This is a genomic window from Streptococcus sp. FSL E2-3488 (assembly GCF_038003585.1).
GTDB classification, from domain to species: domain Bacteria; phylum Bacillota; class Bacilli; order Lactobacillales; family Streptococcaceae; genus Streptococcus; species Streptococcus thermophilus.
Map to the genome: position 1 here is coordinate 1,905,124 of NZ_JBBOPL010000001.1, position 14,506 is coordinate 1,919,629.

The following is a 14,506-nucleotide window of genomic DNA, read 5'->3' on the forward strand; positions in this document are numbered from 1 at the left end:
TCCTTATAGCATTTTTCCTTACTTCTCTTTTTCTGATTCTCAAAAGGGAAGTTGCCTATTTTTAACAATTTTTGTGTTATAATTAACTAAATTACTTTTTAATGGAGAAATAAATAAATGGCTTTAACAGCAGGTATCGTTGGTTTGCCGAACGTTGGTAAATCAACTCTTTTCAATGCAATTACAAAAGCAGGAGCGGAAGCTGCTAACTATCCTTTCGCAACAATAGATCCAAATGTTGGTATGGTCGAAGTACCAGATGAGCGTTTGACAAAATTGACTGAACTTATCACCCCTAAAAAGACAGTGCCAACTACATTTGAGTTCACAGATATTGCGGGTATCGTAAAAGGGGCATCAAAGGGTGAAGGGCTTGGAAATAAGTTCTTGGCCAATATTCGTGAAGTGGATGCGATTATCCATGTCGTTCGTGCCTTCGATGATGAAAATGTTATGCGTGAACAAGGGCGCGAGGATGACTTTGTGGATCCGATGGCTGATATCGATACAATCAACCTAGAATTGATTTTGGCTGACCTTGAGTCAATTAACAAACGTTATGCGCGTGTCGAAAAGATCGCTCGTACTCAAAAAGATAAAGATTCTGTGGCAGAGTTTAATATTCTTCAAAAGATTAAACCCGTTCTAGAAGATGGTAAGTCTGCCCGTACAATTGATTTTACTGAGGAAGAACAAAAAATTGTTAAGGGACTCTTCCTCTTGACAACAAAACCAGTGCTTTATGTGGCTAACGTTGATGAAGACCAGGTCGCAAATCCTGATGATATTGATTATGTGAAGCAAATTCGTGAGTTTGCAGCGACTGAAAATGCAGAAGTAGTTGTTATTTCGGCTCGTGTTGAGGAAGAAATTTCTGAGTTGGATGATGAAGATAAGGAGATGTTCTTGGAAGACCTTGGTTTGACAGAGTCAGGAGTCGATAAACTAACACGCGCAGCATATCATTTGCTTGGTCTTGGAACTTATTTCACTGCCGGTGAAAAAGAGGTCCGCGCTTGGACCTTTAAACGAGGGATCAAGGCTCCACAAGCAGCTGGAATTATCCACTCTGACTTCGAGAAAGGTTTTATCCGCGCTGTAACAATGTCGTATGACGATTTGATTAAATATGGCTCTGAGAAAGCTGTTAAAGAAGCTGGACGCCTTCGTGAAGAAGGAAAAGAGTATGTTGTCCAAGATGGTGACATCATGGAATTCCGTTTCAACGTTTAGAAAATAAAAAATAGTGCACAAGGCTGAAAAGTATTTTTCAGTCCTTTTGCTGTTTATCAAAGAGGAGAAATGATGACAAAATTAGTAGTTGGATTGGGAAACCCTGGTTCAAAATACCATGAAACACGACACAATGTTGGTTTTATGGCTATAGACCTAATGGCTAAAGAATTAGGATTAACCTTTTCTGAGGAAAAGACTTTTAAGGCTGAAGTAGCTTCAACCTTTTTAAACGGTGAGAAAGTTTATTTTGTTAAACCAACAACTTTTATGAATCTATCTGGTCTAGCTGTGAGAGCACTGCTAGCTTATTACAATATTCCCATGGAGGATTTTATCGTCATTTACGATGATTTAGATATGGAAGTTGGGAAATTGCGCTTTCGTCAAAAGGGATCAGCAGGTGGTCATAATGGTATTAAATCTATCATTGCTGAAACTGGAACTCAAGAATTTGATCGTATAAAAATTGGCATTGGTCGGCCACAGAAAGGAATGACGGTTGTTAACCATGTTCTTGGAAAATTTAGTGAAGACGATTATGCCATGATTTTACTTACTTTAGACAAGGTAGAGACAGCCCTCCATCACTACTTAAAAACAAATGATTTTGAAGACACCATGAGGCGGTATAATGGCTAATACGATCTTAGAGCTTTTTGAGAAGAATCATCAATTGCTTGAGTGGCGTGATAAGGTAAGCTTATTGAGTAGGCAATTGGTCATGGGATTTTCTGGTTCGAGCAAGGCAGTTGCCATGGCATCTGCCCTTTCTAATCAGGTTCCTAAGATTTTTATAGTTACCTCAACACAAAATGAAGCTGAGCAATTAGTAGGAGATTTGTCAGCTATCTTAGGAGAGGATAAGGTTTATTCTTTTTTTGCGGATGATGTATCAGCTGCTGAATTTATCTTTGCTTCACCAGAAAAAACTCATTCTCGTCTTGAAAGTCTTAACTTTTTAATGGATGAAGAGGCAAGTGGGGTCTTGGTTACAAGTTTAGTTGGTACGAAGTTACATTTGCCTAATCCTAGGGTTTATAAGGACTCTCGCATCGACTTAGTACTAGGGAAGGAACATGATTTAGATGCTCTCAGTAGGCATCTAACGCATATTGGGTATCAAAGAGTAGAGCAAGTTCTTTCACCTGGAGAGTTTAGTCGTAGGGGGGATATTTTAGATATTTACGAATTGACTGCAGAGCTTCCCTACCGATTAGAGTTTTTTGGAGATGAGATTGATGGCATTCGTCAGTTTGATAGCGATAGTCAGAAATCTTTAAACAATTTAGATCATGTTGTTATATCACCGGCGGATGATATTATCTTAACAAGAGAAGATTACCAACGTGCTGAGAAGGCCCTAGAAAGTGCGGTCTCGAAGGCAGACGGTCTTCATAAGGCTTACCTTGAGGAAGTTCTATCAGTGACGATTGATGGTCATCGCCATAAAGATTTACGTAAGTTTTTGTCTCTCTTTTATGACAAAGCTTATACCTTATTTGACTATCTTCCAAAAGGGACTCCTGTATTCATTGATGATTTTCAAAAGATAGTGGACCGCCATGGACGTCTTGAATTGGAAGTGGCTAATCTTTTAACTGAGGATCTTCATCAAGGTAAGTCTCTGAGTCATCTAAACTACTTCGTGGATTCATTTAAGACTTTACGTAACTATCAGCCAGCTAGCTTCTTTTCTAATTTCCATAACGGATTAGGAAATCTTAAATTTGATAAGTTGTATCAATTCACACAATACCCTATGCAGGAGTTTTTCAACCAATTTCCATTACTGATTGACGAAATTCGTCGTTATACTAAGAATAAGGCAACGGTTATTTTACAAGTAGGGTCTGATAAGCAACTTAATTCTTTGAAGGAAACCTTGGAAGAGTACAATCTAGATTTACCTCTTAGTAGCTTTGGAGATTTGATACCTCATAAGGCTCAACTAGTCCTAGGAAACTTATCGAATGGCTTTTACTTTGCAGATGAAAAGGTTGTTCTGGTTACTGAACGTGAGATTTTTCATAAAAAAGTAAAACGTCGTACGCGTGCTAACCATATTTCTAATGCTGAGCGTCTTAAAGACTATAATGAACTTGAAAAAGGTGATTATGTTGTACACCAGACTCATGGTATAGGACAATTTAAAGGTATTGAGACTATTGAAATTAAAGGGGTACACCGTGACTACTTGACCATTCAATATCAGGATGCTGCAACAATTTCTCTACCTATTGAGCAGATTGAGAGTCTCTCTAAGTATGTGTCAGTGGACGGGAAAGAGCCTAAAATTAATAAACTCAATGATGGGCGTTTCCAAAAGACCAAACAAAAAGTAAGCAAGCAGGTAGAGGATATTGCTGATAATCTCTTAAAACTCTATGCCGAGCGAAGTCAACTGAAAGGATTTACTTTTTCACCGGATGATGATAATCAAAGGGATTTTGAAGATGAGTTCTCCTATGCTGAGACAGTGGATCAACTGCGTTCCATTAAGGAAATTAAGGCGGACATGGAGTCAGACAAACCTATGGATCGTCTCTTGGTTGGTGATGTTGGTTTTGGTAAGACAGAGGTAGCCATGCGTGCTGCCTTCAAGGCGGTCAATGATGGGAAGCAAGTTGCTATCCTAGTTCCTACCACAGTTCTTGCCCATCAGCATTATATAAATTTTAAAGAGCGTTTTGAAAATCATGCTGTTGAAGTAGATGAACTCAGTCGTTTTAGAAGTAAAAAAGAGCAAAATGAGACTATTAAAAATCTAGCTAAAGGACGTATTGATATTATTATTGGGACCCACCGCTTGTTGTCTAAAGATGTTAAGTTTTCTGATTTAGGCTTGCTAGTAATTGATGAAGAACAACGTTTTGGCGTGAAGCATAAAGAGAAACTTAAGGAGTTGAAAGCTAAAGTTGATGTCCTTACTCTAACTGCGACCCCTATTCCTCGTACGCTTCATATGTCTATGTTGGGTATTCGTGATTTGTCGATTATTGAGACAGCACCTACCAACCGTTATCCAGTTCAAACTTATGTTATGGAAACCAATCCTGGTCTTATTCGAGAAGCGATATTAAGGGAGATGGACAGAGGTGGCCAGATTTTTTATATTTATAATCGTGTTGAAACCATTGATCAAAAAGTTTCTGAACTGCATGAGCTAGTCCCTGAAGCACGTATCGGATTTGTTCATGGTCAGATGAGTGAAGTTATGTTGGAGAATACTCTCTTAGATTTTTTGAATGGTGATTACGATATTTTGGTAGCAACGACCATTATCGAGACAGGCATTGATATCCCCAATGTTAATACACTTTTCATTGAGAATGCAGACCATATGGGCTTGTCTACCCTTTATCAGCTAAGAGGTCGTGTGGGACGTAGTAATCGAATTGCCTATGCCTACTTTATGTATCGTCCTGACAAAGTGTTGACGGAAGTCTCAGAGAAGCGTTTGGATGCTATTAAGGGATTTACAGAACTGGGATCAGGTTTCAAAATTGCTATGCGTGATTTATCGATTCGCGGTGCAGGGAATATTCTTGGTGCTTCTCAAAGTGGTTTCATCGACTCAGTCGGATTTGAAATGTACTCGCAACTCTTGGAAGAGGCTATCAATAAGCGTCAAGGTAAGACTCAGGTTCGTCGAAAAGGAAATGCAGAGTTCAATCTTCAGATTGATGCTTACCTTCCTTCTGACTATATTTCTGACGAGCGCCAAAAAATTGAAATTTATAAGCGTATTCGTGAAATTGAGAATCAGAAAGACTACCAGGACCTTCAAGATGAGTTGATTGACCGCTTTGGAGAATATCCAGATCAAGTTGCCTATCTCATTGAGATTGGTCTGGTTAAGGCCTATTTAGATGCTGCCTTTGCAGAATTAGTCGAGCGTAAGAACGATACTATCATCGTTCGTTTCGAAAAAGTCTCTCTAAAATTCTTCTTGACACAAGACTATTTTGAAGCCATCTCTAAGACAAATTTAAAGGCAAGAATTAGTGATAATCAAGGAAAAGTAGAGATTATTTTTGATGTTCGTAACAAGAAAGACTATGAAATCCTTGAAGAATTAAAGATTTTTGGTCAGACATTTATGGAAATTAAAAAACGTAAAGAAAAAAAAGAAACTTAAGGAAAGTTTAAGTAAGTCTCTATATACTATAAAACATCCTAAAACTTTTCTTTTTCATAATTCTCCTGAGAGGGTCTACTAGTATCGATCCTCTTATTTTTGTGTTTGAAAAGGCTTTAGTCACCTATTTTTTTTTAAAAATGCTATTATAGAAGAAGTATCCTAACGGAAAGGAAACAGTAACATTGAGATTAGACAAATATTTAAAAGTATCACGAATTATCAAACGCCGTCCAGTGGCTAAAGAAGTAGCTGATAAAGGGCGTATTAAAGTAAATGGTGTACTCGCTAAGTCATCTACAGATTTGAAAATCGGTGATCAAGTGGAAGTTCGTTTTGGAAATAAACTTTTGACTGTTCGTGTTCTAGAAATGAAAGACAGTACGAAAAAAGAAGATGCAGCAAAAATGTATGAAATTATAAGTGAAACAAGGATTGAAGTGGATGAGCAAGAAGCCTAATATTGTACAACTTACTAACGATTACATTGATAATGCCAATCAAGAGCATCGTTTAGAGCGTGCCGAACACGAACAAAGGAATCGCTTTATGGGGTGGATGCTCTTTGTGGTTGTTTTACTCTTTATCTTGCCAACTTATAATCTAGTTGAAACGTATATGAATATTAAACAGCAAGAGAAGGAAGTCTTGTCATTACAGAAAGACTATGATAAATTGTCAGATCAGACAAAGGAACGAAAGGATTTGGCTAAGAAACTTAAGGATGATGCTTTCGCTGAGAAATATGCGCGTGCTAAGTATTACTATTCACGTGAAGGAGAGTCTATCTATCCTGTACCAAGCTTATTACCCTAATGAAAGATTTACTTAAAACTGTAGAAATTTTTTTAACCTATTCAGAAGCCAAGTTAGAGGAACTATCAGAAAAAAATCAGCAACTTAAAACGGATGTACCGAGGAAAGAGGGGGTGAAGAAACAAGCATGAAAAAGCTATTAATAGCTGCAACTGCTGTGCTTGTATCTTCTAGCCCTATATTCCTACTTCCTATGGAGAAAGAGCTAACTCTGACTCCAAAACAGGTCCAAAACTTGTCTCAAAATACTATAGCTAGCTTGAGTCAATTTAAACAGATTCCTAAAAATCCAAGAACGATAACAAATATCCTAACTTATAAGAACAAGGAATTAACAGAATTTAAAACCAGTATCAAAGCAGATACCAAACTATCGATTTCTGCTATTTTTTGGAATGCTAAAGGTGAACCTGTTTTCCAACTTCAAGATGGTGATTTTGTAGCCGCTAGTCAGAAATTAATTATTGATGATAGTGTCTATAATCAAAAACCGGTAGACATGACCTTCTGGACTAAAGATGGTTTAACAGTTTACAAAGCCCCCTACGTTTTAGGAACTGAAAAAGCTGACTCTAAACTCGCTAGTTTCAAACCGATAAAGGTTAGCCGAGCTGCCCAGACGCATGCTGGAACTTATTATTTAGCAGATGGAGAGGGTTGGATTAATGCTTCTGACTTGTCAACTACAGATAATCGCATAGAGGATGTCCAGAGGGTCCTTAATGAGAAGTATAACAATCAAGAGCACATCTCAGTTTATGTCAAGCAGCTTGATACAGACCGCGTAGCAGCTATCAATGACGAAAAAAGCATGTATGCAGCTAGCGTAGCCAAGTTAGGTGTACTCTATTATGCACAGGAACGTCTGTCTCAAAAGAAATTATCATTATCCAATGAGTATCAATATACCTCTACTGTGAATGGTTTTCCAGGTGCTTATGATCCAGATGGCTCAGGAAAGATTAGTAAGATGACTGATGATAAGAATTATAGCTTGGAAAACTTGTTAAAGGCTGTAGCCCAAAATTCAGATAATGTAGCGACAAATATCTTAGGTTATTATGTAGCTAATCAGTATGATAATTCTTTCCAAAAATCAGTAGATAAGGCGTCAGCAACCTCATGGAATATGGATAAAAAAGAGTTGACTGCTAGAGCAGCAGGTACTTTGATGGAGGCTATTTATAGGCAAAATGGGGATATTATTAATTATCTTTCAAGTACAGACTATGATGGCGAACGTATTTCAAAAAATATTGATGTCCCTGTTGCACATAAAATAGGGGATGCCTACGATTTTAAACATGATGTCGCTATTGTCTATACAGATTCTCCCTTTATTCTTTCGATTTTTACAGATAAAGAAGGCTATGACAAAATCACCTCAATTGCAGATGATGTTTATGGAATTTTAAAATAATGACAGAAAAATTGTTGCAAATGATGCAAGAAAAAGGTTATTTTAACCAGCACAAGAAAGTTTTAGTAGCAGTATCAGGTGGAGCAGACTCGATGAGTTTGCTGCACTTTTTGTATAACCATCAAAAAGATTTGGATATTCAGCTGGGCATTGCTCACGTTAACCATAAGCAACGGCAAGAGTCGGAGTACGAAGAAAATTATTTACGTCATTGGGCAAAGGAACATAAGGTACCTTTTCACTACAGCGCATTCTCAGGAAAGTTTTCAGAAAATGCCGCCCGTACTTTTCGCTATGATTTTTTTAAGCGAATTATGAAAGAAGCTGACTACTCTGCTCTTGTTACAGCCCATCATGCTGATGATCAGGCTGAGACAATTTTTATGAGATTGTTGAGAGGAAGTCGTTTAAGACATCTGAGTGGGATTTGTGATGTAAGATCATTTGGCACTGGTCAGATTATTCGTCCCTTTTTGCATATTCCGAAAGATCAACTTCCCGTAACCTTTCATTTTGAAGATAGGAGTAATTCTTCTTTAGCCTATCTCCGAAATCGCATTAGACTGACCTACCTCCCTACTCTATCTCAGGAAAATCCTAAATTTAAGGAGCATCTTTGTCTTCTAGCAGATGAGATTGCCCTTATGGAGAAAGCATTAGAGGAGTTAACGAAGGATATTACTATAACCGATTTGTCTGTTTTTCAACAACAGACAAATGCTGTCCAACACCTTCTTATTCAGAGTTATTTAGAATCCTTTCCTGATTTACAGCTTTCAAAAGGTCAGTTCAATCAATTGATGAGTTTCCTAAGAAAAAAAACTTCAGGAAAGATGCCACTAAAAAATGGTTACGTATTAGTCAAAACACAGACGGATTTCTTAATAACCAAAGAAGAGCCCATCAGCCTATCTTCTCCAAGCCTCCTAGAAATTGGAAAATCTATTGTGTTTGAGGAATACCTATTGACTTTTTCTGAACCACATGTCGTTTCTAATGTGGATACTATTAATATTTGGTCTGATGCGCCGATAGTGATTCGTCATAGACATGAAGGTGATAGGATTGACTTGGGTACTCACCACAAAAAAATAAGACGATTGTTCATAGACAATAAAATTTCAGAGAAAGATCGTCAAAAAGCCATTATAGGGGAACAAGATGGTCAGATTATTTTTCTCTATGTTGCGGGGCGTCTCTATTTGAAAAAAAGACCTAAAAATGCTATACTTTATGGCACTGTTGTCATTTATAAGAAATTCTAATCAAATACCATGTTAAAATAACTATGATTGAAGTAAAAGTGGTATAATAAGACAATATCGACTTCGAGAAAGGGAAACCAAATGTTAGAAAAAGACATTAAAAAAATCCTCTTTTCCCAAGAGGATATCGTAACTAAAACTAAAAAACTAGGTCAACAACTGACAAAGGATTATGCAGGAAAAAATCCCCTTTTAGTATGTGTGTTGAAAGGTGCTGTTCCATTTATGGCAGAACTTATCAAACATATTGATACACATATTGAGATGGACTTTATGGTTGTTTCAAGCTATGGTGGCGGGACTGTCAGCAGTGGTGAAGTAAAGATTCTTAAGGATGTAGATACTAATATCGAAGGGAGAGACGTTATTTTTATTGAAGATATCATCGATACGGGTCGTACGCTCCTTTATCTTCGAGACATGTTCAAATACCGCAAAGCAAGCTCAGTAAAAATTGCAACTCTTTTTGATAAGCCAGAGGGTCGCGTCGTGGATATTGAGGCTGATTATGTATGTTATGATGTCCCTAACGAATTTATTGTTGGTTTCGGACTAGATTATGATGAAAAATACCGTAACCTTCCTTACGTTGGTGTCCTAAAAGAAGAAATTTATAATAAGTAAAGGGCTAATTAACTTATGAATAATAAAAATAATAATAGCTTCTTACGGAATGCTTTCCTTTACATCGTAATGATTATTGCAGTTGTAACGGCAGTACAGTATTTTGTTGGAGAAAGTCAAAGTCCAAGTCAACAATTATCTTATACCCAGTTGATTAAGAAAATTGAAGATGGTAAGGTAAAATCAATTACCTATCAACCTAATGGTAGTATCATTGAAGTTAAAGGAGACTACAAAAAGGCTGAAAAGGTTGATAATGACCTAAGTTTGCCATTTTTAGGTGGGGCATCGTCAGAGACACAAAGATTTACATCAACTGTGCTTCATAATGAAACGATAATACAGGCATTACAGTCAGCTTCAGAAAAAGCTAATGTTAATATCAAAATGATACGTGAAAGTTCAAGTGGTACTTGGATTTCGTATCTCTTTAGTTACCTTCCTTTGATTGGTATTGCTATTTTTTTCATTTTTATGATGAATCAAGGTGGTAATCGCGGTGCCATGAACTTTGGCCGTAATCGTGCTAAAGCTCAGTCAAAAGAAAATATTAAAGTTCGCTTTACAGATGTAGCCGGTGCAGAAGAAGAAAAAGAAGAACTTGTAGAAATAGTAGATTTCCTCAAAAATCCACGTAAATATAAAGCTTTGGGTGCACGTATTCCTAAAGGAGTCCTCCTCGAAGGCCCTCCAGGAACAGGTAAAACCCTCCTTGCTAAAGCTGTGGCTGGTGAAGCTGATGTACCATTCTTTAGCATCTCAGGTTCTGATTTTGTTGAAATGTTTGTCGGTGTCGGAGCTAGCCGTGTACGTAGTCTGTTTGAAGATGCTAAAAAGGCAGAGCGTGCTATTATCTTTATTGATGAAATTGATGCTGTTGGTCGTCGTCGTGGTACCGGAATGGGAGGTGGCAATGATGAGCGTGAACAAACCCTTAACCAATTGTTGATAGAGATGGATGGGTTTGATGGTAATGAGAATATTATTGTCATTGCTGCAACCAACCGTAGTGATATTCTTGATCCAGCCCTTCTACGTCCGGGACGTTTTGACCGTAGAGTTCTTGTTGGACGCCCCGATGTAAAAGGTCGTGAAGCCATCTTGAAAGTACATGCTAAGAATAAACCATTGGCTGAAGATGTCAACCTTAAGGTTGTTGCTCAGCAAACTCCAGGTTTTGTTGGAGCTGACTTAGAGAATGTCTTGAATGAGGCTGCTTTAGTTGCGGCACGACGTGGTAAGACTAAGATTGATGCTAGTGATATTGATGAAGCAGAGGATCGTGTCATTGCTGGACCATCTAAGAAAGATCGCCAAGTTTCGGAACATGAACGTAAAGTTGTTGCCTACCATGAGGCTGGTCACACGATTGTTGGATTAATACTCTCTAGTGCTCGTGATGTTCACAAAGTTACTATTGTTCCCCGAGGTCGTGCGGGTGGCTATATGATTTCTTTACCAAAAGAAGATCAAATGTTGTCATCTAAAGACGAACTGAAAGAACAATTAGCGGGATTGATGGGAGGACGCGTTGCAGAAGAAATTGTTTTTAATCTTCAAACTTCTGGTGCTTCCAACGACTTTGAGCAGGCAACACAGTTAGCACGTGCAATGGTTACTGAATATGGTATGAGTGAAAAACTTGGACCAGTCCAATATGAGGGTAACCACGCGATGAACCCAGGTCAATTTACGCCAGACAAGTCTTACTCAGCTCATACAGCTCAACTCATCGACGAAGAAATTCGATCACTTTTAGTTGAGGCACACGACAGAGCAGCTGAAATTATCAATGCAAACCGAGACACACATGCTCTTATTGCAGAAGCTTTGCTTAAGTATGAAACACTTGACGCTGCACAAATTAAATCAATTTATGAGACTGGTAAGATGCCGGTAGATTCAGAAGAAGATACCCAGGCTTTATCTTTTGATGAAGTTAAAAAGAGACTTGAAAACAAAAATAAAGATGAAGAAGAGTAGAATTTTTCGGATCTTTGTCAACTGTAGTGGGTTGATGAAAAGTTACAACCTGGAGAGGACCAATTGGTTTTCTCCTTTTTGATGTTCAAAACAATGAAAATTCTAGTTTTAAAGTTGTCAAATTTCCGGAAGCTAAAAGCATTTCGCTTGATGTCTTTGATGAGGTTAGTGGTAGTCTATAGTTTTGCGTTTGAGTGGGGAAGTTCCAGTGCATTCATAATCTTGTCCTTATCTTTCAAAAAGTTCTTAAAAAGAGTTTGAAAAATAGGATTTACAGAAGAAATTGTTTCTTCAATAAGATTAAAGAAATGTTCCGTTTGTTTCTCTTGAAAATGAAAGAGTAGGAGTTGATAGAGATTATAGTGCTGTCTAAGTTCTTGTGAGTATGAAAGGAGCTTTTCTAGAACCTCTTTATTGGTCAAGTGTGACCGAAAAGTTGGTTGATGAAATCGTTTATCACTGAGTTTACGGCTATCCTGTTGGATGAGTTTCCAGTAACGTTTCAGTGCTTTATATTCGTGCGATCTCCGATCAAACTGATTCATAATTTGTATGTATACGCGATTCATTGCTCGATTGAGATGCTGGACAATGTGAAAGCAGTCGAGAATGATTTTTGAATTTGAAAAAAGTTTTCTAGCAATATCGTAGTAGGGACTAAACATGTCTATGGTAATGACTTTCACACGACATCTCACCTGTCTAGAATAACGAAGGAAATGATTGCGAATAGTTGCTTGAGTCCGTCCATCTAGGATAGCTACGATCTTTCTTGTATCGTAGTCATGTGCAATAAAGCTCATCTTACCTTTCTTGAAGCTGTACTCATACCAGCTCATGTGTTCTGGAAGGTGGTTAAGATCAGACTTGAATTCGAACTCTTTCAATTTACGGATGACTGTCGAAGTAGAGACCGATAAAGTTTCGGTGATAGCGGTCATAGAGACTTTCTCGATTAATTTTTGAGTGATTTTCTGGTTGATGATCGTTGAAATTTGGTGGTTCTTTTTGAACTAAGGAAGTCTCTGCGACAGCCATTTTTTCCGCATACGTTACAACGAAAGCGGCGTTTTCTCAATCGAATAAGAGTTTTGTAGACCGCACACTCTAGATAGGGAATTTTAAATTCTTTTTGGAAGTCAAATTTAGCCATTTGTCCTTGACAGTCGAGACACTTAGGAGCAGGGTAATCTAGCTTAGCGATGATTTCTTTATGTGTTCCAGCATCCAAATAATCCAAGATTATGATGTTCTTATCTCAACTCCGAGTATGTTTATGATAAAATCTAATTGTTCCATTAGGTTCTTTCTAATGATGGTTTGGTCACTTTTCATTATAGGTTGAACTGCACCCCAAAAGTTAGACAAAAAAATCTAACTTTTGGGGTGTTTTTATTATGAAACTAACTTATGAAGATAAAGTTCAAATATATGAATTGAGAAATCAAGGTCAAACCTTCAACCAACTTTCAAAACGATTTGGTGTGGATGCTTCTGGATTAAGATATATGACGAGATTGATTGAACGTTACGGAATAGAAATTATCAAGAAAGGTAAGAATCGTTACGATTCACCAGAATTAAAACAAGAAATGATTGATAAAGTGCTACTTGAAGATCGTTCTCAACAAAGTGTAAGTCTTGATTATTGTCTTCCAAGTGGTGGAATGTTGCCTAATTGGATAGCACAATACAAGAAAAATGGGTATACTCTTCTTGAGAAAAGAAGAGGGAGAGTACCTAAAATGGGGCGTAAACGTAAGAAAACTTGGGAAGAAATGACAGAACTAGAGCGACTCCAAGAGGAGAATGAACGCTTACGTACCGAGGTGGCCTACCTAAAAAAGTTAAAAGAGTTAGAGGAAAGGGACGAAGCCTTACATCGAGAAAGGCAGAAACAGTTAGAGAAATGGTTTCAGGAGGATTTCGACTAGATTTACTTCTTGAAACAGCACGTTTAGCTCGCTCGACTTACTATTATCAGTTGAAACAACTAGATGGGCACGACAAAGATAAAGAGACTAAAGGCGAAATTCAAGAAATTTATTATGAGCATAAAGGAAATTATGGCTATCTCCGAATAACTCTTGAATTGAGGAATTGTGGTTTTGTAGTGAACCAAAAGAAGGTCCAACGTCTGATAAATCTCCTTGGTTTAAGTTCCCAAATTCGTCGTAAACGCAAGTATTCATCTTACAAAGGTGAGATTGGCAAGAAAGCAGATAATTTCATCCAACGACAATTTGAAGCTTCAAAGCCCTACGAAAAAATGTTATACCGATATCACAGAATTTGCCATTCCAGTCAGTTCACAAAAGCTATATTTATCACCTGTTTTAGATGGCTATAATAGCGAGATTATCGCTTATCAGCTATCCACTTCACCGAATTTAGAACAAGTCAAAGCTATGTTAGACCAGTCCTTCACAGAGGAGCATTATGAAAATACAATTCTCCATAGTGACCAAGGTTGGCAATATCAACACCAGTTTTATCATGATTTTCTTAAGCAAAATGGAATTCGTCCATCCATGTCCCACAAGGGAAACAGTCCAGATAACGGTATGATGGAATCTTTCTTTGGCGTCTTAAGTCTGAGATGTTTTATGGTTACGAGAAGATGTTTCACTCACTTGAGCAATTGGAACAAGCTATTGTAGACTATATTGATTATTACAATAACAAACTAATCAAGGTAAAACTAAAAGGACTCATTTCTGTGCAATACAGAACTAAGTCCTTTGTGTAAATTAATTGTCTAACTTTTTGCAGTCAGTACAGGTCTTATGGGATTTTTTAATCTTTTTCTACTTTTAATGAAAAAGTTCACTAATAACAAAAAATTATTAAAAAAGGTTCCAAAACTTTAAAAAAGCTATTGACAAGTTTAAGAAGGAATGATATTATAAATAAGCTGTTTCGTGAGAGACGGCCAGCACGAAGAAGAGAAAAAAACTTCAAAAAAAGTGTTGACAAGATATTCTGTCTTTGCTAGAATATAGAAGTTGTCTCAAGAGAGGCAAA

The 14,506-nt window shown here is 37.4% G+C and carries 10 protein-coding genes and 2 pseudogenes; 11 read left to right on the forward strand and 1 reads right to left on the reverse strand.

The features are described 5' to 3' along the window. The first annotated feature begins 117 nt into the window (after positions 1-117). From ychF to ftsH, 10 genes are all read left to right on the forward strand, one after another. Positions 118-1,233: a redox-regulated ATPase YchF gene (gene ychF / locus MHH90_RS09800; RefSeq protein ID WP_002948588.1), complete on the forward strand. Its 1,116-nt coding sequence runs from the start codon at positions 118-120 to the stop codon at positions 1,231-1,233. A 72-nt stretch (positions 1,234-1,305) separates the two neighbouring features. Beyond that, a complete protein-coding gene (gene pth / locus MHH90_RS09805; RefSeq protein ID WP_002948591.1) occupies positions 1,306-1,875 on the forward strand; it encodes an aminoacyl-tRNA hydrolase in 570 nt (189 codons plus the stop codon). Beyond that, positions 1,868-5,374, forward strand: a complete 3,507-nt coding sequence (mfd, locus tag MHH90_RS09810; protein ID WP_084828397.1) for a transcription-repair coupling factor — start codon at positions 1,868-1,870, stop codon at positions 5,372-5,374. Before pth ends, mfd begins: the two co-directional genes overlap by 8 nt. Before the next feature lie 185 nt (positions 5,375-5,559). Beyond that, positions 5,560-5,835, forward strand: a complete 276-nt coding sequence (locus MHH90_RS09815) for an RNA-binding S4 domain-containing protein (RefSeq protein WP_002948594.1) — start codon at positions 5,560-5,562, stop codon at positions 5,833-5,835. After that, positions 5,819-6,190 carry a septum formation initiator family protein gene (locus tag MHH90_RS09820; protein WP_084828398.1) on the forward strand — a complete coding sequence of 124 codons (372 nt, stop codon included), beginning with the start codon at positions 5,819-5,821 and terminating at the stop codon, positions 6,188-6,190. The genes MHH90_RS09815 and MHH90_RS09820 overlap by 17 nt, the downstream gene beginning before the upstream one ends. Then, on the forward strand, positions 6,190-6,321 hold the full coding sequence (locus MHH90_RS09825) for an SP_0009 family protein (protein ID WP_022096586.1): 132 nt from the start codon (positions 6,190-6,192) through the stop codon (positions 6,319-6,321). Before MHH90_RS09820 ends, MHH90_RS09825 begins: the two co-directional genes overlap by 1 nt. After that, complete coding sequence (locus MHH90_RS09830; RefSeq protein ID WP_084828399.1) at positions 6,318-7,610, forward strand: serine hydrolase; 1,293 nt, start codon at positions 6,318-6,320, stop codon at positions 7,608-7,610. The genes MHH90_RS09825 and MHH90_RS09830 overlap by 4 nt, the downstream gene beginning before the upstream one ends. Beyond that, complete coding sequence (gene tilS / locus MHH90_RS09835; RefSeq protein ID WP_340725912.1) at positions 7,610-8,875, forward strand: tRNA lysidine(34) synthetase TilS; 1,266 nt, start codon at positions 7,610-7,612, stop codon at positions 8,873-8,875. The genes MHH90_RS09830 and tilS overlap by 1 nt, the downstream gene beginning before the upstream one ends. An 81-nt stretch (positions 8,876-8,956) precedes the next feature. Then, positions 8,957-9,499, forward strand: coding sequence for a hypoxanthine phosphoribosyltransferase (hpt, locus tag MHH90_RS09840; RefSeq protein ID WP_340725913.1), 543 nt, complete (start codon positions 8,957-8,959; stop codon positions 9,497-9,499). Between the two features lie 15 nt (positions 9,500-9,514). After that, positions 9,515-11,482, forward strand: coding sequence for an ATP-dependent zinc metalloprotease FtsH (ftsH, locus tag MHH90_RS09845; RefSeq protein ID WP_340725914.1), 1,968 nt, complete (start codon positions 9,515-9,517; stop codon positions 11,480-11,482). Positions 11,483-11,499: 17 nt separating this feature from the next. On the opposite strand, the pseudogene MHH90_RS09850 reads toward ftsH, so the two are convergent. After that, positions 11,500-12,781: pseudogene (locus MHH90_RS09850) on the reverse strand (ISL3 family transposase). Positions 12,782-12,879: 98 nt separating this feature from the next. Between MHH90_RS09850 and MHH90_RS09855 the strand changes: the two are divergent. Further along, a pseudogene (locus MHH90_RS09855) lies at positions 12,880-14,231 on the forward strand (IS3 family transposase). Positions 14,232-14,506 lie beyond the last annotated feature (275 nt).